25 protein-coding genes are annotated in these 24691 nt (G+C 42.8%); 14 read left to right on the top strand and 11 right to left on the bottom strand.

Translation table 11 applies throughout. From position 1 onward, the window contains the following. The first annotated feature begins 140 nt into the window (after positions 1-140). The 3 genes from AMS66_RS11905 (at position 141) to AMS66_RS11895 (ending at position 2962) form a co-directional block, all read left to right on the top strand. Positions 141-461 (top strand): YbjQ family protein, encoded by a 321-nt coding sequence (locus tag AMS66_RS11905; protein WP_053780983.1) that lies wholly within the window; start codon positions 141-143, stop codon positions 459-461. Between the two features lie 15 nt (positions 462-476). Next, complete coding sequence (locus tag AMS66_RS11900) at positions 477-1736, top strand: TraB/GumN family protein (RefSeq protein WP_053780982.1); 1260 nt, start codon at positions 477-479, stop codon at positions 1734-1736. Between the two features lie 260 nt (positions 1737-1996). Next, entirely contained in the window at positions 1997-2962 is a 966-nt protein-coding gene (locus AMS66_RS11895) for a DMT family transporter (RefSeq protein WP_236703348.1), read from the top strand. Positions 2963-3094: 132 nt separating this feature from the next. Here the strand turns inward: AMS66_RS11895 and AMS66_RS11890 are convergent, their stop codons facing one another. From AMS66_RS11890 to AMS66_RS11875, 4 genes are all read right to left on the bottom strand, one after another. Continuing rightward, a complete protein-coding gene (locus tag AMS66_RS11890) occupies positions 3095-4228 on the bottom strand; it encodes a serine hydrolase domain-containing protein (protein WP_053780981.1) in 1134 nt (377 codons plus the stop codon). Between the two features lie 167 nt (positions 4229-4395). Further along, the gene (locus AMS66_RS11885; protein ID WP_053780980.1) at positions 4396-4911 is read right to left on the bottom strand and encodes a GNAT family N-acetyltransferase; all 516 of its coding nucleotides are present in this window, start codon (positions 4909-4911) and stop codon (positions 4396-4398) included. Positions 4912-5102: 191 nt separating this feature from the next. Then, complete coding sequence (locus tag AMS66_RS11880) at positions 5103-6611, bottom strand: response regulator transcription factor (RefSeq protein ID WP_053780979.1); 1509 nt, start codon at positions 6609-6611, stop codon at positions 5103-5105. Between the two features lie 18 nt (positions 6612-6629). Continuing rightward, positions 6630-8393, bottom strand: coding sequence for a cache domain-containing sensor histidine kinase (locus AMS66_RS11875; RefSeq protein ID WP_053780978.1), 1764 nt, complete (start codon positions 8391-8393; stop codon positions 6630-6632). Between the two features lie 206 nt (positions 8394-8599). Here AMS66_RS11875 and AMS66_RS11870 point away from each other — a divergent pair, with 206 nt between their 5' ends. From AMS66_RS11870 to AMS66_RS11840, 7 genes are all read left to right on the top strand, one after another. After that, a complete protein-coding gene (locus AMS66_RS11870) occupies positions 8600-9913 on the top strand; it encodes an ABC transporter substrate-binding protein (RefSeq protein ID WP_053780977.1) in 1314 nt (437 codons plus the stop codon). Between the two features lie 68 nt (positions 9914-9981). Continuing rightward, entirely contained in the window at positions 9982-10854 is an 873-nt protein-coding gene (locus AMS66_RS11865) for a carbohydrate ABC transporter permease (RefSeq protein WP_053780976.1), read from the top strand. Between the two features lies 1 nt (position 10855). After that, a complete protein-coding gene (locus AMS66_RS11860; protein ID WP_053780975.1) occupies positions 10856-11686 on the top strand; it encodes a carbohydrate ABC transporter permease in 831 nt (276 codons plus the stop codon). 293 nt (positions 11687-11979) lie between these two features. Then, the gene (locus tag AMS66_RS11855; RefSeq protein ID WP_053780974.1) at positions 11980-12711 is read left to right on the top strand and encodes a dihydrofolate reductase family protein; all 732 of its coding nucleotides are present in this window, start codon (positions 11980-11982) and stop codon (positions 12709-12711) included. 37 nt (positions 12712-12748) lie between these two features. Next, on the top strand, positions 12749-13066 hold the full coding sequence (locus tag AMS66_RS11850) for a carboxymuconolactone decarboxylase family protein (RefSeq protein WP_053780973.1): 318 nt from the start codon (positions 12749-12751) through the stop codon (positions 13064-13066). A gap of 21 nt (positions 13067-13087) precedes the next feature. Continuing rightward, positions 13088-13483: a cupin domain-containing protein gene (locus AMS66_RS11845; protein WP_053780972.1), complete on the top strand. Its 396-nt coding sequence runs from the start codon at positions 13088-13090 to the stop codon at positions 13481-13483. A 702-nt stretch (positions 13484-14185) separates the two neighbouring features. Then, positions 14186-14608 carry a hypothetical protein gene (locus AMS66_RS11840; RefSeq protein ID WP_053780971.1) on the top strand — a complete coding sequence of 141 codons (423 nt, stop codon included), beginning with the start codon at positions 14186-14188 and terminating at the stop codon, positions 14606-14608. Between the two features lie 148 nt (positions 14609-14756). Here AMS66_RS11840 and AMS66_RS11835 read toward each other — a convergent pair whose 3' ends face one another. Beyond that, complete coding sequence (locus AMS66_RS11835) at positions 14757-15797, bottom strand: NAD(P)-dependent alcohol dehydrogenase (protein WP_053780970.1); 1041 nt, start codon at positions 15795-15797, stop codon at positions 14757-14759. Between the two features lie 246 nt (positions 15798-16043). On the opposite strand from AMS66_RS11835, the gene AMS66_RS11830 reads away from it, so the two are divergent. Next, positions 16044-16457, top strand: coding sequence for a MerR family transcriptional regulator (locus tag AMS66_RS11830; protein WP_053780969.1), 414 nt, complete (start codon positions 16044-16046; stop codon positions 16455-16457). 93 nt (positions 16458-16550) lie between these two features. Here the strand turns inward: AMS66_RS11830 and AMS66_RS11825 are convergent, their stop codons facing one another. From AMS66_RS11825 to AMS66_RS11810, 4 genes are all read right to left on the bottom strand, one after another. Next, on the bottom strand, positions 16551-17030 hold the full coding sequence (locus AMS66_RS11825; protein ID WP_053781050.1) for a DUF6530 family protein: 480 nt from the start codon (positions 17028-17030) through the stop codon (positions 16551-16553). A 102-nt stretch (positions 17031-17132) separates the two neighbouring features. Then, complete coding sequence (locus AMS66_RS11820) at positions 17133-17492, bottom strand: GIY-YIG nuclease family protein (protein ID WP_053780968.1); 360 nt, start codon at positions 17490-17492, stop codon at positions 17133-17135. A 47-nt stretch (positions 17493-17539) separates the two neighbouring features. Further along, positions 17540-18748: an MFS transporter gene (locus AMS66_RS11815; RefSeq protein ID WP_053780967.1), complete on the bottom strand. Its 1209-nt coding sequence runs from the start codon at positions 18746-18748 to the stop codon at positions 17540-17542. A gap of 419 nt (positions 18749-19167) precedes the next feature. Next, on the bottom strand, positions 19168-20388 hold the full coding sequence (locus AMS66_RS11810) for an MFS transporter (RefSeq protein WP_053780966.1): 1221 nt from the start codon (positions 20386-20388) through the stop codon (positions 19168-19170). Between the two features lie 234 nt (positions 20389-20622). Here AMS66_RS11810 and AMS66_RS11805 point away from each other — a divergent pair, with 234 nt between their 5' ends. After that, on the top strand, positions 20623-21486 hold the full coding sequence (locus AMS66_RS11805; RefSeq protein ID WP_053780965.1) for an AraC family transcriptional regulator: 864 nt from the start codon (positions 20623-20625) through the stop codon (positions 21484-21486). A gap of 95 nt (positions 21487-21581) precedes the next feature. Here AMS66_RS11805 and AMS66_RS11800 read toward each other — a convergent pair whose 3' ends face one another. Next, on the bottom strand, positions 21582-22478 hold the full coding sequence (locus AMS66_RS11800) for a cation diffusion facilitator family transporter (RefSeq protein WP_053780964.1): 897 nt from the start codon (positions 22476-22478) through the stop codon (positions 21582-21584). Positions 22479-22745: 267 nt separating this feature from the next. Here AMS66_RS11800 and AMS66_RS11795 point away from each other — a divergent pair, with 267 nt between their 5' ends. Continuing rightward, on the top strand, positions 22746-23282 hold the full coding sequence (locus AMS66_RS11795) for a GNAT family N-acetyltransferase (RefSeq protein WP_181014111.1): 537 nt from the start codon (positions 22746-22748) through the stop codon (positions 23280-23282). 22 nt (positions 23283-23304) lie between these two features. After that, complete coding sequence (locus AMS66_RS11790; RefSeq protein ID WP_053780962.1) at positions 23305-24123, top strand: MerR family transcriptional regulator; 819 nt, start codon at positions 23305-23307, stop codon at positions 24121-24123. A gap of 143 nt (positions 24124-24266) precedes the next feature. On the opposite strand, the gene AMS66_RS33680 is transcribed toward AMS66_RS11790, so the two are convergent. Beyond that, on the bottom strand, positions 24267-24691 hold a 425-nt coding region (locus AMS66_RS33680), incomplete at its 5' end, for a YitT family protein (protein WP_236703347.1).

The raw sequence follows: 24691 nt of genomic DNA, 5'->3' as shown, positions 1-24691 counted from the left end.
ACTCACATTAACAGAACCTAAACAGCTTGAGCAAACTTAAGCGATTGTTCATCAACGCGTTTAGGCTCTGTTTCAGTAACGCTGTTAGCATTGGAAGTGAGAAACCGCGACAAATCTATTTTGTTTTAGGAGGAAACGATTTGATTATTACAACAACAGCAATTGTTGAAGGTTCCCCAGTAAGGCAGTATATCGGCGTTGCAACTGGTGAAGTCATCATCGCTGCGAATGTGGGGAGAGACTTTCTCGCTTCATTTAGAGATCTTGTAGGCGGGCGTTCTCGAACCTATGAAAACAAGCTAAAAGAAGCAAGAGATGCTGCATTTGAAGAAATGACACAGCAAGCCTCACAGATGGGTGCCAATGCCGTAATCGGTGTCAACCTGAATTACGAAGTTGTGCGTCAAGGAATGCTCATGGTCGCTGTCAGCGGAACGGCAGTTATTATTAATTCACTATAAGGAGCTTACATGCAGATGAAAAAAATCACGGCTTCAATCCTGTCCCTATGTTTACTTACCTCTGGACTTTCTTCCGTTCATGCAGCAGAAAAAGCGTTATCCATATCGCTAAATGGTGAGGCAATCCAGTTCAATCAGTCCCCAGCGGTCGTAGAACAAGGGGTGACTTTCGTCCCCGTTCGTCTCTTACTGGAGAAGCTGAATGTCAATGTAAAGTGGGATAAAGCAACACGTACTGTCACGGGTATCAAAGATGGTCGTTCCTTATCTCTCAAGGTGGGCAGCACGAATGCAATTGCAAATGGCCAAGCAGTCGATTTGGATGCTGCGCCAAAGCAAATTCGGAATGTAACGTATGTGCCTCTACGCTTTGTCGCTGAAACTGCAGGATATCAAGTGGCCTGGAATCAAACGCTGCGCCAGGTATCCCTTACTTCCAAGCATCAATCCGATGAAAGCCAAGGCTTCCTGTGGAAAGTAGAGCATAAAGGCAACACAGTATATCTACTTGGCTCCATTCATTATGTACAGGAAGGCCTGTACCCTCTTCGTCCAGAGATTGAAAATGCGTTGAAAGCTGCGGATTACTTGGGTGTGGAAGTTGACTTGTCCAAGATTGCTCCTGAAGAATTGCAAAAACATATATTGGACCTTGGTATATATAAAGACGGCACGACGCTGAAAGATCATATATCCCCAGATACGTATGACAAGGTTACGGCATTACTGAAAGCTAACGGATTGCCGGAAAACAGCTTCGATAGCTTTAAACCATGGTTCGTTCAACAAAACATTCTGGGCATTATCGTTGGAAATGAAGGATATCAATCAGAGATAGGGATTGACCAGTATCTGATCGATAAAGCCAATCAAGCAAACAAACCGGTTGTTTCGCTGGAAACTATTGATTCCCAGTTCCAAACGAATAACAACTACTCCGACGCTCTGCAGGAAAAGCTGTTGCTGCAAACCGTTGACCCTTCTGCTCCGGTCACCCTTGCTCCAAATGGAGGAATCGATGACCTTTCCAAAATGTGGATTGAGGGCGATGATAACGCATTAAATGAATATACTAATTCTTCTGATTGGGATGCTGAATATCACAAAGCCCTTCTGACTGACCGCAATGTGGACATGGCTGAGAAGATTAAAGGCTATCTGAACAGCGATAAAAAAGAAACGTATATAGTGGTCCTTGGCATGCTGCATATGCTTGGCGACCAAGGTGTCGTTCCATTACTGGAGAAAGAAGGCTTCACCTTGGAAAGAAAGTAGTACTTGTAGGATCATTGCTCATAATATGGCAGAGCTAACCTTTAGGTTGGCTCTGTTTTTATTTCGTTGGTAAATGTACCATGGTATACAAAAAAATAGATTCAGGTAAACATCCGTTCATTTGATGCCCTCTCTGATCTTCTCTTGTTATGAAATGGAATTTCATTTTTTTTGTTACAGCTACTGGCAGTTTGTGATATGGTCAGTGAGGTGCTATCAGCCCGTACACATTTACATATCATGCGAGGAGAAGATTGAAAGTGAATGAAATAAAAGCAATGGAGAAACCGATCAAATTTAGCGACCCTTTATTTGTAACGCTAGTTGCAAGTATATGTTGCTTGTTATGGGGAAGTGCCTACCCTTTTATTAAGCTTGGATATATTGCTTTTGACATCCTGCCAGAAGATATTCCATCAAAATTTGTATTTGCGGGTTATCGATTTGTTTTAGCTGGATTACTGCTCCTGTTCTTGTTTCGTGTCATTACTAAACGAAAATTTGAGCTGTCTGGACGACAATTTTCAAGCTTAATATTGCTTGGCGTGTTCCAAACGGGTCTGCAGTATATGTTTTTTTATGTAGGTGTAGCCAATATAACAGGTGTCAAAGGTTCGATTATGAATGCGACAACGACCTTTTTCAGTGTTGTTCTAGCTCATTTTCTATACAAAAATGATAAACTGAGCAAAAATAAAGTAGTCGGCTGTTTGCTAGGATTTATTGGCGTAATTATTGTTAATTTCCACTCTGATCTGCTGGAGTTCTCCTTCTCTCTCACAGGTGAAGGTTTCGTTATTATTGCGGCTCTTATTTTTTCCATTACGGCCATTTATGCAAAACACTTAACTGGCTCGATCGACGTTCTGGTTATTACCGGTGTTAGCCTGTTTGTCGGCGGACTGGCACTCACCCTACTGGGCCTCCTGCTTGGCGGCAGGGTTACGCATTTTACATTTGAATCAACGGGTATCTTGATTTATTTAGTTTTACTTTCGTCAGCCGCATTTTGCTTGTGGAATCTGCTGCTGAAATACAACAAAGTGGGGAAAGTATCCGTTTATAACTTCCTTATCCCTGTGTTTGGAACACTGCTCTCGGCGTTGTTTTTGGGAGAAACGATTATGGAACTAAAAAATCTGATCGCATTGCTGTTCGTGTCGATCGGTATTTATATGGTTAATCGCGTAACCTCCCGAAAGTTCTCAAATACCCTCGAACCTTAGTTAAAAAAGAAAAGAAAAAAATAATAACAGGGGCGCGACATTACTCGCGTCCCTGTTTGTTTCCAATTGTACGAATACTCAACATCATGTCAGTGAATTAAACAAAATGCATCGTCAGATTCCACTTCCGCATTACAAGCAGGAATAAACAACATTGCGCAAGCGGCGATGAACATAAGGCTCCTGATTGTTCAACAGGTGCTGCGCATACATGACCGTGAGTTCGGAGTCTGGATCAATGATGGCCACGCAGCCGGCAGCACCACTCCATCCAAATTCACCAAGTGGGCTTAATGAACCGCTGCCCGCTTTGGAGATATGCGTACGTACCCCCAACCCATAACCATACCCTCCCATATGATCCCAGGAGTAATCGCCACGGGTCAGATCGTTCAGATGGTCTGTGCGCATCAGTTCCACTGAAGCCGGTGACAGAATGCGCACGCCTTCCGGACTGGTTCCTTTTCCCGTCAGCGCACTAAGGAACAGTGCATAGTCGCTAACGGTGGACAATAGTCCGGCACCGCCGCTCTCCAAATCCGTGCCTACCCGGAATCCGTTTCCGTCCATTCGTATGGCTTTGTCAAGCTCATCATTGTAAGCATACTGCGGAATCAGGCGGGTCTGCTGTTCCTCGTTCAGGTCGAATGCCGTATCGTTCATACCTAGCGGTCCGATAATTTCTTCTTGCAGATATTTACCAAAACGTCTGCCACTCACAACCTCCACCAAAGCTCCCAGCACATCGTGACACATGCTATAGTTCCAATGAGTACCTGGCTCAAACAGAAGTGGTTCCTTGGCGAGCGCTTTCGCAAATTCTCTTGTCGGTAATGTTCCGTTGGTGCTCTGCACAGCTTCCTGAATGCTTGGCGAGCCAATGTCATAGGAGAACCCGGCAGTCATCGTAAACAAATCGCGTACTGTAATCGCCTTTGTCGCTTCTTCCAATCTGACCTCCCCGCTCGATAATGTTTTCTTCACCGTCATCTCGGCATATTCCGGCAGATAGTCGGACACCGGATCGCTCAGCAGCATCTGCCCTCTCTCTACAAGTTGAAGCGCTGCCACACAGGTCATAATTTTCGTCATGGAGTAGAGATTAAAGATCGCACCGTCACCTATGGGCGTCTGCTGCTCCAGGTTGGCGTAACCGTTGCGGTAACGGAAAACGGTATCATTTTGATGCATCACAAGCACCTCTGCCCACGGAATTCTCCATGATGTGATACGGTCAATAAATGAAGCAAGCGGTTTAAAATCCATACTTCCCCGTCCTTCTATGTAGAATCGTTTATCATTGCACAAAGTGGATCTGTGTTCATCCACATGACCCACATAGTATTAATATACGACCATTCACATGCATTGACCATATCTAATGAAAAGCAACTTTAAACAATCTGCACCATTTTTTAGGATCGGTACGATTACTAGAGTGTCTTCACCATGATAAAATCGACTTGTTCCTCGTCCCCCATATAAAAAGAGTGTGAACCCGTTTGAACAAATCCCATCTTCTTGTAAAAAGCAATGGCATTGTCATTCTTTTCCCATACTCCAAGCCAGACTTCCTTCTTTTTATGCTCTAATGCGGTCTCCATCGCTTTATTTAGCAAATATTTACCCAGTCCATGCTTTTGGAATTTTTTCCTGATATAAATTCTCTCAATTTCAAGTGAAGCATCACTCATTTGTTCGGATTGGGCACCATCTCTGTTCACTTTTAGATATCCGGCAAGTTCATCATTGTAGTAGACGAAAAAGATGTCTGAACAGCTATTAGATAATTCGACTTCCAACTGTTTAGCGCTAAATGCTCTTTCGAGATAGGCACTCATATTGTCAGGGGAATTCTGATCTTTAAATGTATCGTTGAAAGTTTCTATACTTATTTCTTGTAGTTTTAGTAAATCCTCGGGACTGCATGCTCTAATTTCCACTGTCATTCTGATATATCTCTCCTTCTATGAATCAATTACTTATTTAAAACGGCTCTTTTTTGTTGCAAATACAACAAATATTATGTTCTTAATCTACTCCAAATTTGTATAGTTTGCAACATAAAAAAGTAAGAACAGGCAGATTAAAATAAATAGCAAACGTTTTCGGAATTTTCCATAAGTTTTCCTCGGTCAGACTATTTAAGCAGTATTTCTTTATATTCTGTCGGACTAAGTCCCGTATATTCCTTAAACACCTTGGAGAAATAATGCTGATCACTGAACGATAACAGATCCGATAACTCCTTAAACTTCATCTCCGGTTGACATTCTATTAGTCTACATGCTTCCTTAATTCTAAGCTTTGTATAATATTGAACAAATGTGACTTGCGTTACGTTTTTAATGACTCTGCTAACGTACGAGGGGCTGACATGAAACTTCATTGCAATGTCATTGATGGTTATTGGGGTATACTTGTTCCGTTTGATGTACTCATCCATTTGCACAAACAGATCTTCTCTGCTTTTCCGACCATGGGATTGAAGCATATCAAAACATTGTCCAATCCATTCCGTTAATTCACGGCAGAAATCACCATATGTTTCTTCATCAAATAGTTTTTTTGCTCTAAGCTCCAGACCAAGCCTAATTCCCGTACCTTGCTCTTCAACCAAATGTGCGAATGTATCCACCACTAAATTGATAAATCGTTCCAATTCTTTCTGATGCACGTTATCCTCCGTCCATCGATTCATCAACTCGGACAGCTTAAGGGCAAACTGCTCCTTCTGACGAGCTTGTATCATGTGGACAAAAGCCAATTCCAGTGTGGAATTCAGACAACCCGCTTCAGTTCTTGTTATGGAGACGGGATTTCCGCTATCCAGTACACATCCATTGTTCAATCGCTGGTGCATCGATAAGATAGACGATATTTGGTGATAAAGCTCCGACAGATTAACGGATTCCGACCATACGAGCTGCCCAGCAATTGTAGTGTCCATACCTTGTGCAACTAAATGACGCCGCAACGATTCGAGACATTCATGTACAGAAGAATACAAATCAAGAATTCCTCTGTTTACAAAAACGATGAATTGCTGCGGAGTTTGACTTAGAAACACTTTACATGGACGAGGAGCAAAAAAATCTTCTAAAGAAGCCTGTAACGTCTTTTGTCCCCAGCGTTCCCGTTCCGAGGTGAAGGGCTGTCTGCGCAGAATGATTATCATTTGGGCCAAAAAAGCAGCATGTTCTCCTGGCTTAAGTTCAGCATAACTATGGGGATCAACGATCTCCTGCAACTCATGAAAGTTCCTGGACCTCGATTGATCAAGCTGTTTAATAACTCTGCCCATGACTTCCTCCAGTGCCTCAGGCTCGACGGGCTTCAGCAAATAGTCGAACACCTGCAAATTCAATGCTTTTCGTGTATATTCAAAATCGCTATACCCGCTAATTAGAATGACCCTCAACTCAGGCTTGGCAAGCTTCGCCTTCTCAATTAGTGATAAGCCATCCATCTTGGGCATCCGTATGTCTGTCAACAGGAGATCGATTGGCTGCTTCTGAAGTGCTTCTAACGCCTCTTCCCCATTGGTGGCCGTAACTGCCACGTGAATGGGGAAATCCAGCTTATCCAACAGCATTTTAATATTGCGCAATATAGGTTTGCTATCCTCAACGATCATGATATTGTACATGGTCTATCCCTCCTGTGCTCAGTAAAAATCCCTAATCATCGATCCGATGATTTGAATGGTTGCTCCTTTTTCATTGTCTGAATGATTGTTGTAAATGTTAAATAAAAGCCGATTGCTATACATCAGTTTAAGCCGATTGACGCTATTGACGATCCCCATGTTGCCAAAAACTGTCTGACGATCGGGGGTTTGATTCATTCCGGAGCCGGACTTCTGAATATTGGACAAAATCTCTTCTATTTTGTTTGGCTGGAAGCCCTCTCCGTTATCTTTGATCTCCAATGCCCATAATCCGTTATACTGCTTCACGGTAATTTGGATACGCCAGGGAGGTGTGGTATTAAAAAAAGCGTGCTCAATACAGTTTTCCACGAAAGGCTGAATGACCAGCCGTGGCAGCCGGATTTCACTCGTCAGCTCATCAGCATCGATGTTCCACTCCAAATCTTCTTCATACTTTTGTTGTACCAACGACAAATAATGTCTTGTATGCTCAAGCTCATCCGTCATCGTCACATGTGCATAAGGAGATGAAACAATATAACGTAAACTGTCTGACAGATGTTTGCACATATCGGACACGACCTGGGTTCTCCCCTCTTGAGCAGCAATGCTGATCAAATAAAGGGCGTTATGAAGGAAATGGGGAGCGATCTGAGCTTGTAATGCGGAATTACGCGCGGTAACTTCTTCATGTAACGCCTTCTTCTCACGGTCAATGGACTGCTGTAAACGTTCCATTAAGTCCTGAAAAGCTTCATTCAACAGCAGCAGGTCGTTATTTTTAGGTCGATCATCAACTTTTAGCTTCATATTGCTGTAGTTAATGCGCCAAATCTGGCTGCGAAGCTTGCGAATGGGAAGCAACAGGCTGCGTGTGGAGAAGAAAATGTACACGAAAGAAATGAGCATTAAGGCTGTAATCAGCAAAATGGACATGCTTTGTACGGAGCGGATCGAGCCTAAAACCGAATCTTTCGGCGTTATTATAAAAGTTATCCAACCCGTCTGGTGAGATGTGGAATGCGTAACGTAATTATTTTGTTCATCAACTACCAGTCCTTCGTCGGATAGTGGCTCTTTCCACACCAATGCGTTCTTTCTCACTTCCGAGCCAGTCATTTGCTCACCTTGTTTGTTCAAAATGAATACATCTCCTGCTGTAATTCCTTCCGTAAGGTTTTGAATGTAAGCTTGATCCATTTGAATACTAAGATATCCGTATAGCTTGCCATTCTGATCGTTGACCGTACGGACAAAGGAGATAGTGTCTGCATCTCGAAGCAGAATAAAACCGTTCCCTGTCCACTCTCGTCCACTCCTGCTTTTTTCTGTTAAGGCACTTAGAATTGTTGGAGGATGTCCTGAACCCAGATACGATGTGAGCAGCACACCTTGTTTATCATAAATGGACATGTCCTTGATGTTCATGCTAGGGCCAATAGCCTGAAACATGATATCTTTTAGTTTCCGAATCTGCTTCAGTCTTTCATAATTGCTTGGTGCTGAAGAGCTCTTGTCCATCGTTGCGAAGATGTCCTTATTGGACAATATGCGCTGGGACATCTGATTTTGCTGCTCTACGTATAGGTCAACCTGTTCTCGTACCTTAGTGGCAGTGACCAGTGTATCCTCCTCCGTTTTTTGTGTAAGCGGGCGGATAACGACAAGGTTCACATAAACGATAAAACATCCCAGCACGAACAAAAGAAGGGCGAGAAATGTCAAAAACACTTTGGTCTGCAAGCTGAATTGTGTGGCTCTATGTATAAGTTTAGCCATGCTTCGAGAAGCCTCCTGTTCCGTCATGCTGTGTAAGTCATCTGCATCATGTCTTACTGTAGCATGCGTTTGAATGAAATGATAGCGATTTCAAGTTCAGTATTTTACACATAAATATTCAAGTACAGACATGTACCGAAGTAAAAGAGGATTCTATAATTGGATTTGTAAACGGATTCATCAATTGTCTCATAGGGGGATTTGCATTGAAACTGCATAAAAGAAAAAAAGCAGCATCCATTGTATTGGCAAGTCTGTTGTCCATTTCGCTGACCGCTTGCGGATCAGGAGGTAATGATTCTGGTACGTCTGCAAGCAATGGCAACAAGAACAGCAAGGTCACACTGGAATTGGCCATTTCCAAGAGCTCACAGGATTCCGCCTTTATCCAGCAGGACATTCTCGATGAGTTTGAAAAACAAACCAATATATCGGTTAATCTGCAGCTCATTCCGGCTGAACAAACAACAACCGTACTGCAAACGAAGCTGGCTGTAGACGAAACACCCGACATCATTCAATACAATCTGGCGAGCGCGATTACGGATCTGAATCTTGAACGCAATTTTGAAATTCTGGATAACGAGTCCTGGGCGGGCAGAATTGTAAACAAAGATGTGCTCTCCGCTGCCGGTCATATCTACAGCTTCCATGTCAGCCAGGACACGGGTATGCAGGGAGTCGTATACAACAAACAGATTTTTGCTGACCTAGGCCTGTCCATCCCTACAAGTTACGAACAATTTTTGGCGATCTGTGAAAAAATTAAAGCTGGCGGCATCACTCCAGTATTCATGCCCTATAAAGATGCATGGGCTGCGAACATCTGGCCTGCGGCAGCATTTGCCGATTTTGTAGCCAAAAATGATCCGTCTTTTTTCGATGAGCTCAACAGCAACAAAAGAAAATGGGCCGATATTCCCGAGTTCAAAACATTTTTACAGCAGCAATACGAAGTCTACACCAAGGGGTATACCAATACGGATGTGCTGAGCGACAGCTATGACATGGCGGTTGGCAAATTCCTGAACAAGGAAGTCGCCATGATGTTTATGGGAGATTGGTTAATTGAAGGCGTAGCAGAACAGGATCCAAGCATGGAACTCGGCGTATTCCCGATTCCGTCTTCTGATAATGCCAAGCTCGGTGCAAGTCCGCTTGGAGGACAACTGTTTATTCCGAAGAAAGCGAAGCATTTAGAGGAAGCCAAACAGTTCCTGGACTTTATCGCCTCCAAGGAAATTGCGCAACAGATCGTCGATTCCAAGGGCTATGTATCCAATTTTAGCGATGTTACTACACCAGAGTTACCTGCTTACAAACAGGATATCGTCGACAATTACATCCTGCCCAAGAAAACTGTGTTGACCACGGATGCTTACATGCTGGTAGATCGCAGTGAGCTATACAGACTGTTACAGGATCAATTCGCTGGCGGTTTGACTCCGGAGGAAGTGCTGAAATCTTGGGATGAGAAGTTCAGTCAATTGATGCAAGATAAAGGCGTTTCCGGTTTCTAAGAAGTGAAATACAGGGCAGCATGTCATTCCTGTATGATGTGCTGCCTAGCCATAACGGAGTGTGAGACATGAAAAGGGCTAAAAATTTATATTCGTATTACATGGTATTTCCGGCACTACTCATCTACTCTATCTTTTTTGTTATTCCGGCACTTGCTGCTTTCTACTACTCCTTCACGGATTGGCGTCTGGATCGTATTGATCTGAAGTTTATTGGATGGGACAATTTCGAGAAAATTTTCTCAGACAAAACGCTCATTTTGGCGCTTAAAAATACGGCGATTTTTGCCCTTGTTACGGTTGCTGGCAAAAATATTATTGGTCTGCTATTAGCCGTGGCCCTAAATATGAGATTAAAAACGAAGAACCTGTTGCGCGCTATTTTCTACTCCCCTTCCATACTGAGCATTCTGGTCATTAGCATCCTGTTCACACCAATGCTGCGTACGGAGGGTACGATCAATCGCGTATTAGAAGCCGTCGGATTACATTCATTGAGCCAGGCTTGGTTGACCAATCCTTCCCTTGTCATCTGGACGATTGCGATAGTATCCATCTGGCAAAGCGCGGGATTCCAAATGGCCATCTATCTGGCTGGTTTACAATCCATTTCTCAAGAATATTATGAAGCCGCTACGATTGACGGAGCAAGCTCCTGGAAAAGTTTTTTCAAAATCACTCTGCCCCTTTTACTGCCAGCTATCAATATTAATCTGATGTTGACACTGATTGGCGGGCTTAAAGTATTCTCGGAAGTGTATGTCATGACCGGCGGAGGTCCAGGCAACGCTTCACAAGTTGTTGGAACAATCATTCTCCGCTCCTTCGGCGAAGGAAACTGGGGACTTGGTACCGCAGTCAACACACTTCTGTTTGTGGTTGTCACGATTATTGCTATACCGCTATTGATTTTCATGCGGCGCAAGGAGGTTACGGAATAACATGGGATATACACGCAAACTCGCTATTCGCAACTATGTTGTTGAAGGATTTCTACTCCTCGCCTCTCTGCTCATTCTGTTGCCTCTGGTGATTCTAATTCTGGGTTCGTTCAAAACGAGCGCTGAAGTGCTCAGCTTTTCCTTAAGTCTGCCGGATAAATGGCAATTTTCAAACTATGTCCGGGTATTTGAAGAAGGCGGTCTGTCCCGAGCATTCCTGAACAGCATCTGGATTACGGGAATATCGTCCATCATCAACATTGTGGCTTCTTCAGCAGCGTCCTTCATTCTAGCACGCCGGGACACAAAACTTTCAAACACAATATATATGTATTTCTTCATGGGACTGATTACACCGATGTCGATCATTACGACGATCCGGGTCGTGCAGGGGTTGGGGTTTTACGGCAGCATATCAAGCGTCATCCTGATTTACGCTGCGCTTAATACCGCTTTTAGCGTATTTTTGTACAGCGGATTTATCAAAACCATTCCGAAAGCACTGGACGAAGTTGCATTTCTGGAAGGTGCCAGCGTATTCGGCGTATTTTTCCGTATTGTTACACCGCTCATCCTGCCCGTTAACGCAACGGTAGCAATCATGGTGTTTATGTCGGTATGGAATGATATTACGATTCCGGTATACTTCCTAACCAATAGTTCAACATGGACGATGCCGCTTTCTATCTATAATTTTTACGGCAAATACAGCCGAGATTGGAATTTGATTTTCGCTAACCTTGTACTGACCTCACTTCCTGTTTTTATCCTCTACTTGTTTGGACAGAAATATATCGTTAGCGGACTTACTGCGGGAGCAGTTAAAGGGTGATCATTGAAATTATATAAAAATGAAAATTAAAGACGCTTTGGGGAATCAACTCCCAAAAGCGTTTTTTGTTCATGCTCTCTTGACGTTTATTTACAATACACACCTCTATGCTTATTAATGAACAAATTTAATGAATCTAACAATTGATTCTGTGATCCTCTCTTATATAATAATAGATAGATGTTCATTATTGTATTAATGTAGATTTATATTACACATCAAGTAATACTACAGTAATGAATAATATTCACTTTTCCCCCTGCAATCCATTCATGTCGAAAGGAGATGCTACGATGGACAGACCCTATACGATTTGTCATATGCTTAGTTCAATAGATGGCAAAATTATCGGCGATTTTCTGGAAGATGATCGGTCAACCTACTTCATTAATGAGTATGAACGTATCCATGACCGCTACGGATATGATGCTTGGATGTGCGGACGAGTCACGATGCAAGAACATTTTGCACATGAATATATTCCTCCACCTAATCAAGAGAAGCAGTCCCCGATTCCTCGAACGGATTATGTTGCGCAGCAAGACATTGGAACTTATGCCATCGCCGTAGATCCACACGGCAAATTGGCTTGGACCCATAACTATATATCCGAAGAGAGTGGCAACAGAGCAAAGGATCACATCATTGAGGTGCTGACTGAACAAGTGCCCGATGCTTATCTCGCATATCTACAAGAATTGGGCATCTCTTATATCTTTGGTGGAACGAAAGAGCTTAACGTTGTGACGGTTGTAAAAAAACTGAAAGCATTGTTCTCCATCGATCGATTATTGCTTGAAGGCGGCGGTGTCTTAAACGCTTCTTTCCTGAATGAAGGTTTGATCGATGAGTTAAGTCTCGTATTCGTTCCTTTTGCAGAGGCAAGCTCTCCGGCTTTGACCATCTTTGAGAAGGGTTCAAGTTCCAAAGAAACCTTCCCCGTTCATTTTGAATTGATAAGAGTCGAACAAATGGAACGTAACGGATTGTGGATGACTTATCGAGTAGAAGGAAATTCTAAATAACTCTCAACCGAATACGAATGGAGGAATCACAATAGCTATGGAAAAAAAACAAACTGCTGGAAGAGATATATTAGGTGAATTTGCCCCGAAATTTGCAGAGCTGAATGATGATATTCTGTTTGGCGAGGTTTGGTCAAGAGTAGAAGAATTATCTAGTCGTGATCGCAGTATGATTACTGTCTCTGCACTTATTGCCGGTGGAAATTTCGAACAATTAACCCCACACCTTCATAAAGCAAAGGAAAATGGAGTAACCCATAATGAAGTGGCTGAAATGATTACTCACCTTTCCTTCTACGTGGGCTGGCCAAAGGCATGGTCTGCGTTCAATATTGCAAAAGATATTTATAAATAAAATAGAAAGAAGGGAACCATTATGACAAACGAACATTTGAGTAACAGCACCATCTTCCCACTCGGAAAGAAGGTAGAATCCAATTTCATTGGAGATGCATATCTGGAGATGATATTTACAGATGAAACTCCACTTAATACTAGCATTGGAAATGTCACTTTCGCGCCAGGAGCCCGCAATAATTGGCACTCACACGCTGTAGGTCAGGTGCTGCTCGTGACAGGCGGTGAAGGCTGGTTCCAGGAAGAAGGTAAACCCGCACAATTGCTTAAAACCGGAGATGTTGTAAATATTCCTCCAAACGTTAAACACTGGCATGGGGCAACTGTGGATAGTTGGTTTGTTCATCTTGCTATGACACCTGGACAAACCAAATGGTTAGAACCTGTGAATGATGAGTGGTACAACGCGCTTTGAGGCAGAAAGAATATGTATTTTATGAAAAAAGGAACGATTGCAAGCTTATTTTCAAGCTGCTTCGTTCCTTTTTTCATAGATAAAATAAGACTACAATTTTCGAGCGGTCACCATAGGCTGGTAATAGCCCGAGTCCGCAGGGAAATGCCACTCTATATCCATAAAACCAGTCGCGCTTAATAGGTTGTTCATTTCTTCTCGCAATAATGCTCTGTACTGTGCCTCTTTCCCTCATCTAAAACACGCGGCTGCGTGGTTGATGGTTTCTCTTTTACCAATGCATCGCAATCTCTTATGGTAGCTAAGAACAAGCCATTCAGATTCATCTTTGAATATATATTTTGAAAGGCCTTATGTAAATCTCCGTCTGTAAGTAGATGTGGAATAGCATTGTCTGCGGATAGAACGATACCAAAAGCTTCCGATACATCTGTATCCAACGAGCGAAAATCTGCCAGTCCAAAAGTGAAACGGCATGGGTAGTAGAATAAGTCAACTTGGATTGGATGACTCTGTCGAGAATCTCCGCTTGCTGTAAAATGGATTGATTCCAATCAGCAAATATAAGATGGTAGTCTTCTGAAATTTCATTCTGCCCGTTAGTTTAGTAAGATGCCTTTTTTTGGATTATATCAAGAAGTCCAAGCATACTAGTAACCCTTGAATATACTATTCTATTCCACTGATTAGGAGGTAGATTCAATGACAACATTTCTTGATGCGAGAACATCGCAAAACGCAAGTTTGGCTAACTCGATTGCTATTCCCATCCTGGTAATCAACACGCCGCAATTGTTTGGACAAATTGGTCTTCAGACCGCAGGTGCAGGTGCTAACCCTAGAGCTCAATTTAAAGGAACAATTTCTGTTCAATTACCAATAGCTCTTGTCGGAATTACGATTACTATTGTAAGAGGTACCTTGTCGACTGACCCTGTAATATACTCAGCAACTTCCACATTTAGTTTGAGTCTTTTAGCGCCTCAGGTTATTACATTCTCTGCGGATGATTTCAATCCACCAATTACCCCTCAACTGACATACACTGCATTCGTAAGCTCCAACTTGCTGGGTACGATCCGTGTAGGTCCTGAGAACTTTGATGGATTCGTCGTTTCAGATTAATAAAATAGCTCGTTCCAATAGTTCTTTCTTTCAGTCTCCTTCATCATAAAAAAAGAAAATCCAATCGCAATGTTATGAGCGATTGGATTTTCTGATTTATGGTAATGATTCAAATGATATAGGTCATTACCGACTATTTTAAAATAACTTAAATTGTGCTAGTGTCAATTACGAATCTGTACTTCACATCTGAAGCTAATACACGTTGGTATGCTTCGTCAATTTGGTCAGCTGAAATGACTTCAATCATAGGAACGATACTATGTTCTGCACAGAAATCCAGCATTTCCTGAGTCTCACGAATGCCCCCGATCATTGAACCTGCAAATGAACGACGATGACCGATGAGAGACATCACATTGACTGACAATGGCTCCCCAGGAGCACCCACATTAACCAGCGTGCCATCTAGCGTGAGCAGTGAGAAATAAGCATTGATATCGATATTCGCACTTACTGTGTTAATAATCAGGTCGAAATTCCCGGCAAGTTTTTGAAAAGTTTCCGGTTCGTTTGTGGCGAAATAATGGTCTGCCCCGAATTGCAAACCATCCTCTTTTTTCTTCAATGATTGTGACAGAACAGTTACCTCTGCACCCATAGCATGTGCAATTTTGACAGCCATGTGACCAAGACCGCCCATACCCACAACCGCTACTTTTTTACCTGGTCCAGCTCCCCAATGATTTAGCGGGGAGTATGTTGTAATACCTGCGCAGAGTAGTGGTGCAGCGACATCAAGCTCAATATTGTCAGGAATCCGGACGATGAAGTCCTCTGTTACAACAATATGAGTGGAGTACCCGCCTTGTGTGGGTTCGCCGTACTTGTCAACGCCCGCGTAGGTAGGAACGTTTCCTTTGAGACAGTACTGCTCTTCTCCTTGGCGGCAGTTTTCACATTCGCCACAAGAGTCAACCATACATCCGACCCCTACTCGGTCACCAACTTTATACTTTGAGACTTCGGCTCCTACATCTGTGACAATTCCTGCGATCTCATGTCCAGGTACGAGCGGGTAGTTTACTGGGCCCCATTCGCCGTGGGCAGTATGAATATCAGAGTGGCATATGCCGGCATATTTAATTTCGATCAGGACATCATGCAAATCAAGATCGCGTCGTTTAATCTCAGCTGCCCGGAACGATTGGTCCGGACCGTCAACAGCTCGTGCTTTAGCAGTTATCATAATAAAACCTCCTAAGATTGTCATTCTTCCAAGAGAGTCACGCTCATAAGGTACAAGTCATGACTTGGCTTAAATTTCATTGAATTCAACCCTGCTTTTTCTCCTGCAAAACTATCTTAATCCCTCTAGTTAACTCTAGGTCAATTCTCGTTTGAAACTTTGACATCCTACATACGGCATGATAGAATTTCTGAAATAACCTAGAGTTAGCTCGAAGTCTATATCAGTAAGAAAAGGGGAAAATAAATGACATATTCGATTAGCGAAGTTGCTAAAGAATTGAATCTAACCGTATATACCTTGCGTTACTACGACAAGGAAGGTCTCATGCCTTTTGTTGAACGTACTCCTGGCGGAGCACGAAACTTTAAAGAATCAGACATTGATTTTTTAAAGATCATTCAATGTCTGAAATCTACCGGGATGCCGATTAAGGATATCAAGGATTTTATTGCATGGTGCTCCGAGGGAGATTCCACCTTGCAGGAGCGATATGACATGTTCACGGAACGCAAGGCTAGTGTGGAAGCGCAAATGGAAGAACTTAGAAAGACCATGGAAGTCATTGAACATAAGCGTGCCTACTACAGGACTGCTCTCGATGCTGGAACGGAAGAGATTCATAAACATAATAGAATCGGGAATTTCATTGCCAACTAATTAGGTTATATTCAACGTACAACAAAGAGCCTACACGTCTATAGCGTGTAGGCTCTTTTTGTTGCTCAATCCACTTTAGCGTAACATCTTCGTTTAATAGCCCATATCCTTTAATATTTTGGATAATGTGCGCAAACGCTCACCGATCATTTCGTCGTCATCACTCAAAGCTTGGCTGAACAGCTTAATGTCTTCATTAATTCTCTCATTGTCCGTACAGATCTCCACGGACATCGCATCCCCTTGCAGGCCAACCCGATCAATGACAGGCTGCTCTGGGTCATATAAATGATCATATCTATAGGCCTCGCGAAAATGTTCCAAAGACCGACAGATCAGAATGGACAAATCAAGCACGCGATGGAGAGGAAGCTCCTCGGATTGTCTGGACCACTTTTCTCCGGTGTATCTCCATACCTTGGCTGAAATATCAACCTTGCCTCTATCGTTCCACTGAGCCAATCCCAGGGAAAGGCCCTTTGCGTCCGTGTTCCCTGCCATTCGTCCGTCAACCTTTTCATAATTATCTGATACAACAACAGGTTTATGTTTTAACGTTGTAGGTATTTTCAATTTCATTCCCTCATTCCGTTTACCTTTTACTAATTTACTAAACGACGGTTTCATCTTATCTTGATTTTCACCGTTAGTCAAATCCGTTTTCAGTGACAATATTTAATCCTTAGGAGGTCTGTTATAGCCTTTGTCTCCGTAGGGTTGTAACTTCTGAAGCCACGGTTTCAGGATTTGTTTTTGTTCCCAACGAATATCCGTCACCTTATCGATTTCCTTCTGCTCCAGAACCTCATAAGTGAATGCATCTTCTCCGAATTCTCTCCATTCTTTTTGTAACTGGGCATTTGCAAATCTTCCTTGATTCAGTTGCATCTGCAGAGTAAACCATTTATTTTTCAAATTGGAATAGCTATCGATATAGATTTTTCCGTTTACTTTGTTTTTAATTTGGGCTATTCCCATATAAGTCTTGATCTGCTTATATTCCTCCAGCAGCTCCTTGCGCTTATTCATATCCATGTCTCTCTCTCCTTATCCTTGTTAATGAACCTTCGAACCCCTTTCTGTCATAATGATGGAGTTTCCTCGGCTTTATTTCTTCTTTCAATGACAATGGGGAGCAATAACATCGCACCGATAATCACAAAAACACCACTCGCTATAAATACACTAAGCAGGGAAAACGTATCCTTGAGATACCCGGAGGTAAGCATACCAATCACCATCATTCCCATAAAAATCGGCATGATCGCTCCGGATACCCGACCCATAAATGCCCCTTCCGTATTCCGAACAAGAAGCGTCTGAATTCCACCTTGGATACAAGGGAAGAACAAACCGCTGATTACGAGCAGAATAATGGTTAACCAAATTTGTGTTGATGCGCCCATTCCGACCGTACAGATGGCATTAACAAGTAAACCGACTAAAAGCAATAACTGTGGTTTCACTTTTTTAGCAGTCGCGATGATCACAGCACCTCCTATCAACATGGCCGCCCCATTCGCCATCACCAACCATTGTAAGAACTCTTTGTCCTGACCCAAATTTTCAATGACAAGAAAGAGCTGAAGTGGCTGAGTCAGTCCTGATGCCAAACCGACTGCCGAGAAGGTTAATCCAAGTGTTCTCAAAGATTTATTCGCCCCGATATAACGCAGGCCATCCGTCAGCTCTTTGACGAAGCCACCGGTACTTCCTGGTTTTGCTTCTTCTACATCCCTAGGAAGCCATGATAATACGAGCGAAGAGCCCAGAAACATAACTGCTGTCAGGATGAGGGATACGCTAATGCCAAATTTAATGAAAATAAACGTACCGATGACCGGCCCTAAAACCATAAAGACAGCAACAAGCGTTTGGGACATCGCCATAACGCCCTGCAATTGCTCGGCTGGTACATGCCGTTTGTACAGTTTCATCGCCGAAGGCTGAGAAAACTGTGATAAGCTGGCAGAAACGAAAGATCCAATCAGAAGTGCAATCCACCCGCCATCCATGACCGCAAGCAGCACAACACCAACGGACAAGCCTGATAACAAATCGCTCCATACCATTGTTTTTTTCGGCCGCCATCGATCGGCAAAGGTACCGCCAATCAGGCCAAATATAAAGATCGGTGAAAATTCCGCTACCGAAATCAGTGATATATCAACAGGATTATTATGCGTCAATTCGGAAACATAAAGAAGAACGGCATAATTCCGGATCCAGATTCCGAGTTGCAAGAGCACCCGGGAGAGAATAATTGTTCGAACATATGGATTGGCAAACATTTTAATACCCCATATCCTTTAAAATTTTTGCTAACATGCGCAGCCGTTACTACCATTTATCGTCCCATTGGCCAAGCCCAGCGAAGACCTTTTGCGCTCAGGATGCAGCCAGTCGGCCGTCCACTTTTCATAGTGCTCCCCCACAACAACAGGTTTGTGTTTCTAAAGCAACTTTTTCTTTCATTTTTTCCCTCCTATCCTCCAACTTTACATTTAGTAATTTAGTAATTTACTAAATTACTAAATCTCGGCTTCATTTTATACAGGATAATTTCCTTCGTCAATCGTTTTTTTGAATTCATCATTTTCACCTCGCGCATGAACTGTATCCGTAAAAACAAAAAAAGCCGCTAAAATAGCGGCTTTCTGTGCTCGAACATGTATAATTATGGTGGCTCAATTCCCCTAAAAAGGATCTACTAATTGGTACTTGGAATCGAGTAATCCACTTTAGGGGATGTGGCTCCTTCCGGCTTTAATTGAATGGATCGCTGGCAGATCGATGTGATCACAAAAGCCATGAGAGCTAGTATCACAGCTACCGGTGGCACCCAATTTACACCACCTAAATTGACAGCAAGCCCTCCAACTCCGGAACCGAGCGCTATCCCAACGTTTGCCGCCACGGGTAGCAACGTGGACGCGAACGGTCTGGAATTCGGCGCGATCTCTCCAGAGACGTCGAATAGATAAAGCTGGGACGCCGCGCTCATTGATGATGATAGGCAACCGATCAGGAACAGGAACACCAAGCCCAACCACAGCTGGGATACGGTGAAACTAAGCCCCAAAAAGATAGCAGCTTGAATAACGAAAAGCCACTTGAGCTTGGGTAAGAAATCTCCTTTGGCTATTTTGGCCCCGATCCAGTTGCTCAGTATACTGCAGGCACCGTAGATGAGGAGTACGACGCTAATCCAACCTGCGGGTATACCCATGGACTGTCCCAGCAACGGGGTGATATACGTAAAGATCACGAAAATACAACTGTTTCCAAGGACGGGAATCAAGCAGGCCAGTAATATGCGTGGCTTCATGAATAGAGCCATCTGGTCGCTGAATGAACCGGCAATGGTCATCGTCTGTCGCGGAAGAATACGGAACATGAACGCGAATGGCACCACACCGATGCAGGCCGTAACAACAAACGTCATGGACCAGTTCAGATGCTGTCCGATGAAGGTGCCGAGCGGGACGCCAAGCACATTGGCGATGGAAAACCCACCCAATATCCAGGCGATGGCTTCACCTCTCCGCTCCCGGTTGACTGCGTCACTTGCAATTGAAATCGAAAGCGATATCGTAAGTCCGCAAGCGACAGCCGAGACGATCCGAATAATCATCAGGGAAAAGAATGTTGTTGAGAAGATGGTTAATACATTTAAGGCAAGCACGACTGCAAATCCAATTAAAATGGAGTTTCTTCGGGGAATTTTGGCCAAGAATGCAACGGCAAACGGTGTTCCAATCGCATAGGCAATGGCGAAGCCGGATACGAGCGCACCTGCGGCAGCCAGCGATACTTTCATATAGGTTTCAATTTCCTTCAATACGCCCACAATCACGTATTCGGTTGTTCCCAATACAAAGCTAACTAATGTAAGTGTTAAAATAAGTAAATTCTCTCTTTTTCTAGTCATGCATAAGCCCTCACAATTCTCTCTAATGTTGCAAGCGTTTCATTTTCTTAAACTAGAATCGATTCCTATCAAATTTTGCTTCCACATCCCTTCAGTTCGATATATAGTACATATTATTGAATAGTGAAATTGTACTGTCAGACATGCCAGGCGACAATCAAGGTTGTTGTGGACTTCTTTCAAAACATTATGTATGTTGTCATTTCACCACAGAATCTTGAAGGGAAGACATTAATGAATACACGCCATGAATCCGAACCAATGTATGAAGATCAAGATTGCATTATTATTTATGTTGGGAAGTTGGCAGACAACCCCCATTGGAGTTTTCCAACCCATAAGCATGACGATGTGCATGAGATTATTTACGTGAATGACGGCCGTGGCTCGTTCACGATTGATGGGATCAAGCACTCAGCCCAAAAGGGAGATCTTCTTGTATATAACAAAGGAACACTCCACGAGGAAAAATCAGATCCCGAATTCCCTTTATCCACCTTCTATTGTGGCTTTCGTTTCAAAGAGGGTACCCGCGCCAACAGCGATTGGGTTGTTCCTCCCGGCAGTGAGCCAGTCGTTCGTGCCAACCGTTATTCGGAAGAGATCCGTTCATTGATGCAGACTATGTTCAATGAATTTTCAATCCGGGAAGAAGGATACGACTCTATCTCCCAGCATCTGCTGAATGCCATTTTGCTACTTATCGATCGCATGTCTCGTCATCAGCGCACAGCAAGCGAAATCGTTCCGAGCAATACCCTCGCCGAAAGCATCAAAGACTATTTGGATACGAACTACAGGCAAAATATAAAGCTGAAGGACTTGGCCGATCAATTCCACATCGACTTCTACTACTTAATCCATATGTATAAAAATTGCTACGGTACCTCCCCCTATCATTACCTCATTCAACGAAGAATGGGAGAAGCGACCCGCTTGTTGGTTTCAACCAAGAAAAAAATATGGGAAATCTCAAAGTTGGTTGGGTACGAGAACCCAAACTACTTTACGATTCTTTTCACCAAAACGGTTGGTGAGTCTCCGAGAAGTTTCCGTAAAAAAAATCAAAAGGACATGTTCGGAGACACTTCCAGCTAAAAAACAGGTAGCCGGAGGGCTACCTGTTCTGTCATATGTCAAGAAGAGACTATGTTCATGTTTACTCGCAAGTTATTATATTTGCCGCTCATGTTTTATAATTGAAGCGCTTTGTTAGGGGCTTCGTCTGGTTCAACGTGAACATGAACAGTGTACACATCATGTTCTCTTAACAATTCGTCTTCTACATTTGTTGAAATATCATGAGCCTTCTGAAGATCCAAATCTGATCGTACAAGAATTACCACATCGACAACGGCATTATTGCCGTAATTCCGAGCTCTTAAATCTTTAACTGCCTCTACGCCATCTACATTGGCAATTGTATTTCTGTATTCCTTGATTAGCTCTTCGTCAAATCCATCTGTAAGATGGTGTGTAGCTTCCCGAAAAATGTCCCAAGCGGTTTTACATATTAGAAAGCCCACCGCTACAGCTGTTAATGGGTCGAGCCATGGCAGGCCAAATTGGGAACCTATGATGCCGATAACTGTCCCTATACTAACCCAGGCATCCGAAATATTGTCTTTTGCAGCTGCCATAACCGCTTGGCTCTTGATCTTTAAAGCAAGTCTTTTATTATATCGGTAAACCAGATACATCACTGCGGCACAGAAAATGCCTGTCCATGCTGCAATGATGCCCGGAGATTCGCTTTTCCCCTGGAATACGGAAGTAATAGCTTCGTATAACACTTGTAGTCCTACTGCCATCATGATAAAAGAAGCAACCAGTGAGGCAACGGTCTCTGCTTTCCAATGTCCGTATGTATGATCTTTATCAGCCGGACGTTGAGCAAGTCTCAGACCAATCAGAACCGCGATTGAAGCTATAATATCGGTAGCATTGTTTAACCCATCGGCTTTCAAAGCTTCGGAGTTAGACATATAACCGATGACCATTTTAATTGCAGTCAGACAAATATAAGCAATAATACTGATGATTGCTCCCTTTTCTCCCATTTTTAAATTGTCGTACTTTATTTGCTCCACTAATATAGTCCCCCTGCTTCCAACCTGTTTTCTAGCACTTTACGATGGTATCATCACGATATTGTGTGGGTCTAGAGAAACGTTTTGAACCAAGTAAAACAATGTCTGAACGACGAAAAAGTTTGATACCGGCCAAAAAAAGTTGTAATAAGTAAACTTAATTCAGGAATTGTGATCTCCACCATATTGCTTGACTCTGGTATCGTACCAGGGTTTATCGTAAATATATCGCAAATATGGCTTTACAAATTAGGAGTGGTTAAGTTGATGTTGCAAAAACGGTTTGACCAAGTGTTTGAAATTATGAAGCAATCGTTTCCCGAAGCTGAATATCGGGAATATTCAGAACAGAAGAAGTTAATGTCTAGTTCGCGCTATCTTCTTCTCACAGAGGAGAACGAGCAGAATGAAGTGATTGGCTTTCTCGCAGGCTGGGAGTTGGAGTCGTTCAGATACGTTGAGCATTTGGCTGTTTCCCCGAACATTCGTGGAGGCGGGATAGGCAAGCGGTTAATGGATCGTTTCATGAAGCAGTCCGCCAAACCGGTAATATTGGAAGTCGAATTGCCAGAAGATGAGATGAAGCGGAGAAGGATCGGATTTTACGAGCGCCTAGGATTCTGTTTGGGAGATCATTCTTATATTCAGCCACCTCTTCGTGCTGTAAGGCAGCAAACCTTGTCATTACAGATCATGAGTTATCCAGCAAAATTGACCACGACAGAATTTGAAATGGTGAGAAAATTACTGTATAAGGAAGTGTATGGCGCTCCTTCAGTATACGCGCACACATATAATAGCTAAGTGCTAATGAGGAAGAAAATCGATGAAAAATGATTATAAAATTAATGAAATTTCAAAGCTTTACGGAATAGGTGTTGACGCACTGCGGTATTACGAAAAATTAGGGCTGGTAGAGCCCCGGCGAGACGGAAACGGGTATCGTCTGTATAGCCTTCAGGATATGTATAAATTGAATATCATCCGGGACCTGCGCCAGTTGGATTTTACTATGCAACAGATCAAAACGTATTTGGATCAGCAAAGTGTCGAAAATACGCTTGAATTGTTATTCACTGAACAGGAACTGATTAAGGAACAAATCGCAAAGCTCAAAACTACGCAGCGTATTATTCAGGGCAGAATCAAGGTATTGACTGACGCAAGTAAAATTCAGACAGGACTTTTCTCCATTAAAACGTATCCTGACCGGCCTTGTCTGCAACTCAATACACGTATAACTCGGGATGAGGAAATGGATTATGCCATTAAAAAGCTGCATCAAAAGCATAAAAGTCACATTCCTGACTTCGGCAACCAATTATATGGTGCATCCGTGTCCCTTGAGGAATTAAAGCATGGCGTACGGGATGTTTTCAACTCCGTTTTCTTTATCTTTAATCCTGATGAAACCGGAAGGATCGACTATGATTACATCCTGCCGGCTGGCAATTATCTGTCGTTATTTTATCGGGGGAACTACCGCCAAAGTCATGAAAAGATGCTTGAGCTGGTTTCACATGCTAACGAAAAAGGGCTCCGTGTAATAGGAGACCCTTTTGAGATTTATGAAATTGATAATCGTGATACGATCATTACTGACCAATTTCTGACCGAAATACAGTTGCGGATTGCTGAAGAATAAAGAACTCCACAGGGTAGAAGTTATTGGATTCGGCTTGAGACAATAGCTTCTATTCCCAAAACAAAAAAGCCGCTATATTAGCGACTTCTATGTGTGATATTTGTCCTCTTCTCTCAGACAGTAGCTCCAGCTCATTTTAGTGATTAGTGAATATCTTTCTTTTTAAAATTGCCACCCTTAACTTCGGCTACATCATAAACTACAATAAAAGCATTGGGATCAATTTCATGAATGATATCTTTGATCTTGCTTTCTTCCATACGGTTGATTACACAGGTGATTTCTTTGAATTGTTCATTGGAGTAACCGCCGTAAGCATCGGTATAGGTTGCTCCACGACCTAAACGGTCACGAATCGTTTCGACCATGATCTCAGGTTGATTTGTGATAATTTTAAAGGTTTTGGACCCGCTCAAACCTTCTTCAACAATATGAATCACTTTGGAAGCAATGTAATAAGCAAGTGCGGACAGGATCGCGCCTTGAAGACCAAATACGGTTGAAACAACAATAAAGACAAACATGTTCAAGAATAAGATTAGATCACTGGTTCCGAAAGGTAATTTTC

Source organism: Paenibacillus xylanivorans, assembly GCF_001280595.1.
GTDB lineage: Bacteria > Bacillota > Bacilli > Paenibacillales > Paenibacillaceae > Paenibacillus > Paenibacillus xylanivorans.
This window is presented reverse-complemented; position numbering and strand designations above follow the sequence as displayed.

What these genes read in the sequence shown, in the direction of transcription:
- AMS66_RS11900 (WP_053780982.1), top strand. Translation starts at nt 477, where the DNA reads ATGAAAAAAATCACGGCTTCAATCCTGTCCCTATGTTTACTTACCTCT.
- AMS66_RS11890 (WP_053780981.1), bottom strand. Translation starts at nt 4,228, where the DNA reads ATGGATTTTAAACCGCTTGCTTCATTTATTGACCGTATCACATCATGG.
- AMS66_RS11885 (WP_053780980.1), bottom strand. Translation starts at nt 4,911, where the DNA reads ATGACAGTGGAAATTAGAGCATGCAGTCCCGAGGATTTACTAAAACTA.
- AMS66_RS11880 (WP_053780979.1), bottom strand. Translation starts at nt 6,611, where the DNA reads ATGTACAATATCATGATCGTTGAGGATAGCAAACCTATATTGCGCAAT.
- AMS66_RS11875 (WP_053780978.1), bottom strand. Translation starts at nt 8,393, where the DNA reads ATGGCTAAACTTATACATAGAGCCACACAATTCAGCTTGCAGACCAAA.
- AMS66_RS11865 (WP_053780976.1), top strand. Translation starts at nt 9,982, where the DNA reads ATGAAAAGGGCTAAAAATTTATATTCGTATTACATGGTATTTCCGGCA.
- AMS66_RS11860 (WP_053780975.1), top strand. Translation starts at nt 10,856, where the DNA reads ATGGGATATACACGCAAACTCGCTATTCGCAACTATGTTGTTGAAGGA.
- AMS66_RS11855 (WP_053780974.1), top strand. Translation starts at nt 11,980, where the DNA reads ATGGACAGACCCTATACGATTTGTCATATGCTTAGTTCAATAGATGGC.
- AMS66_RS11850 (WP_053780973.1), top strand. Translation starts at nt 12,749, where the DNA reads ATGGAAAAAAAACAAACTGCTGGAAGAGATATATTAGGTGAATTTGCC.
- AMS66_RS11845 (WP_053780972.1), top strand. Translation starts at nt 13,088, where the DNA reads ATGACAAACGAACATTTGAGTAACAGCACCATCTTCCCACTCGGAAAG.
- AMS66_RS11840 (WP_053780971.1), top strand. Translation starts at nt 14,186, where the DNA reads ATGACAACATTTCTTGATGCGAGAACATCGCAAAACGCAAGTTTGGCT.
- AMS66_RS11835 (WP_053780970.1), bottom strand. Translation starts at nt 15,797, where the DNA reads ATGATAACTGCTAAAGCACGAGCTGTTGACGGTCCGGACCAATCGTTC.
- AMS66_RS11830 (WP_053780969.1), top strand. Translation starts at nt 16,044, where the DNA reads ATGACATATTCGATTAGCGAAGTTGCTAAAGAATTGAATCTAACCGTA.
- AMS66_RS11820 (WP_053780968.1), bottom strand. Translation starts at nt 17,492, where the DNA reads ATGGATATGAATAAGCGCAAGGAGCTGCTGGAGGAATATAAGCAGATC.
- AMS66_RS11815 (WP_053780967.1), bottom strand. Translation starts at nt 18,748, where the DNA reads ATGTTTGCCAATCCATATGTTCGAACAATTATTCTCTCCCGGGTGCTC.
- AMS66_RS11810 (WP_053780966.1), bottom strand. Translation starts at nt 20,388, where the DNA reads ATGACTAGAAAAAGAGAGAATTTACTTATTTTAACACTTACATTAGTT.
- AMS66_RS11805 (WP_053780965.1), top strand. Translation starts at nt 20,623, where the DNA reads ATGAATACACGCCATGAATCCGAACCAATGTATGAAGATCAAGATTGC.
- AMS66_RS11795 (WP_181014111.1), top strand. Translation starts at nt 22,746, where the DNA reads ATGTTGCAAAAACGGTTTGACCAAGTGTTTGAAATTATGAAGCAATCG.
- AMS66_RS11790 (WP_053780962.1), top strand. Translation starts at nt 23,305, where the DNA reads ATGAAAAATGATTATAAAATTAATGAAATTTCAAAGCTTTACGGAATA.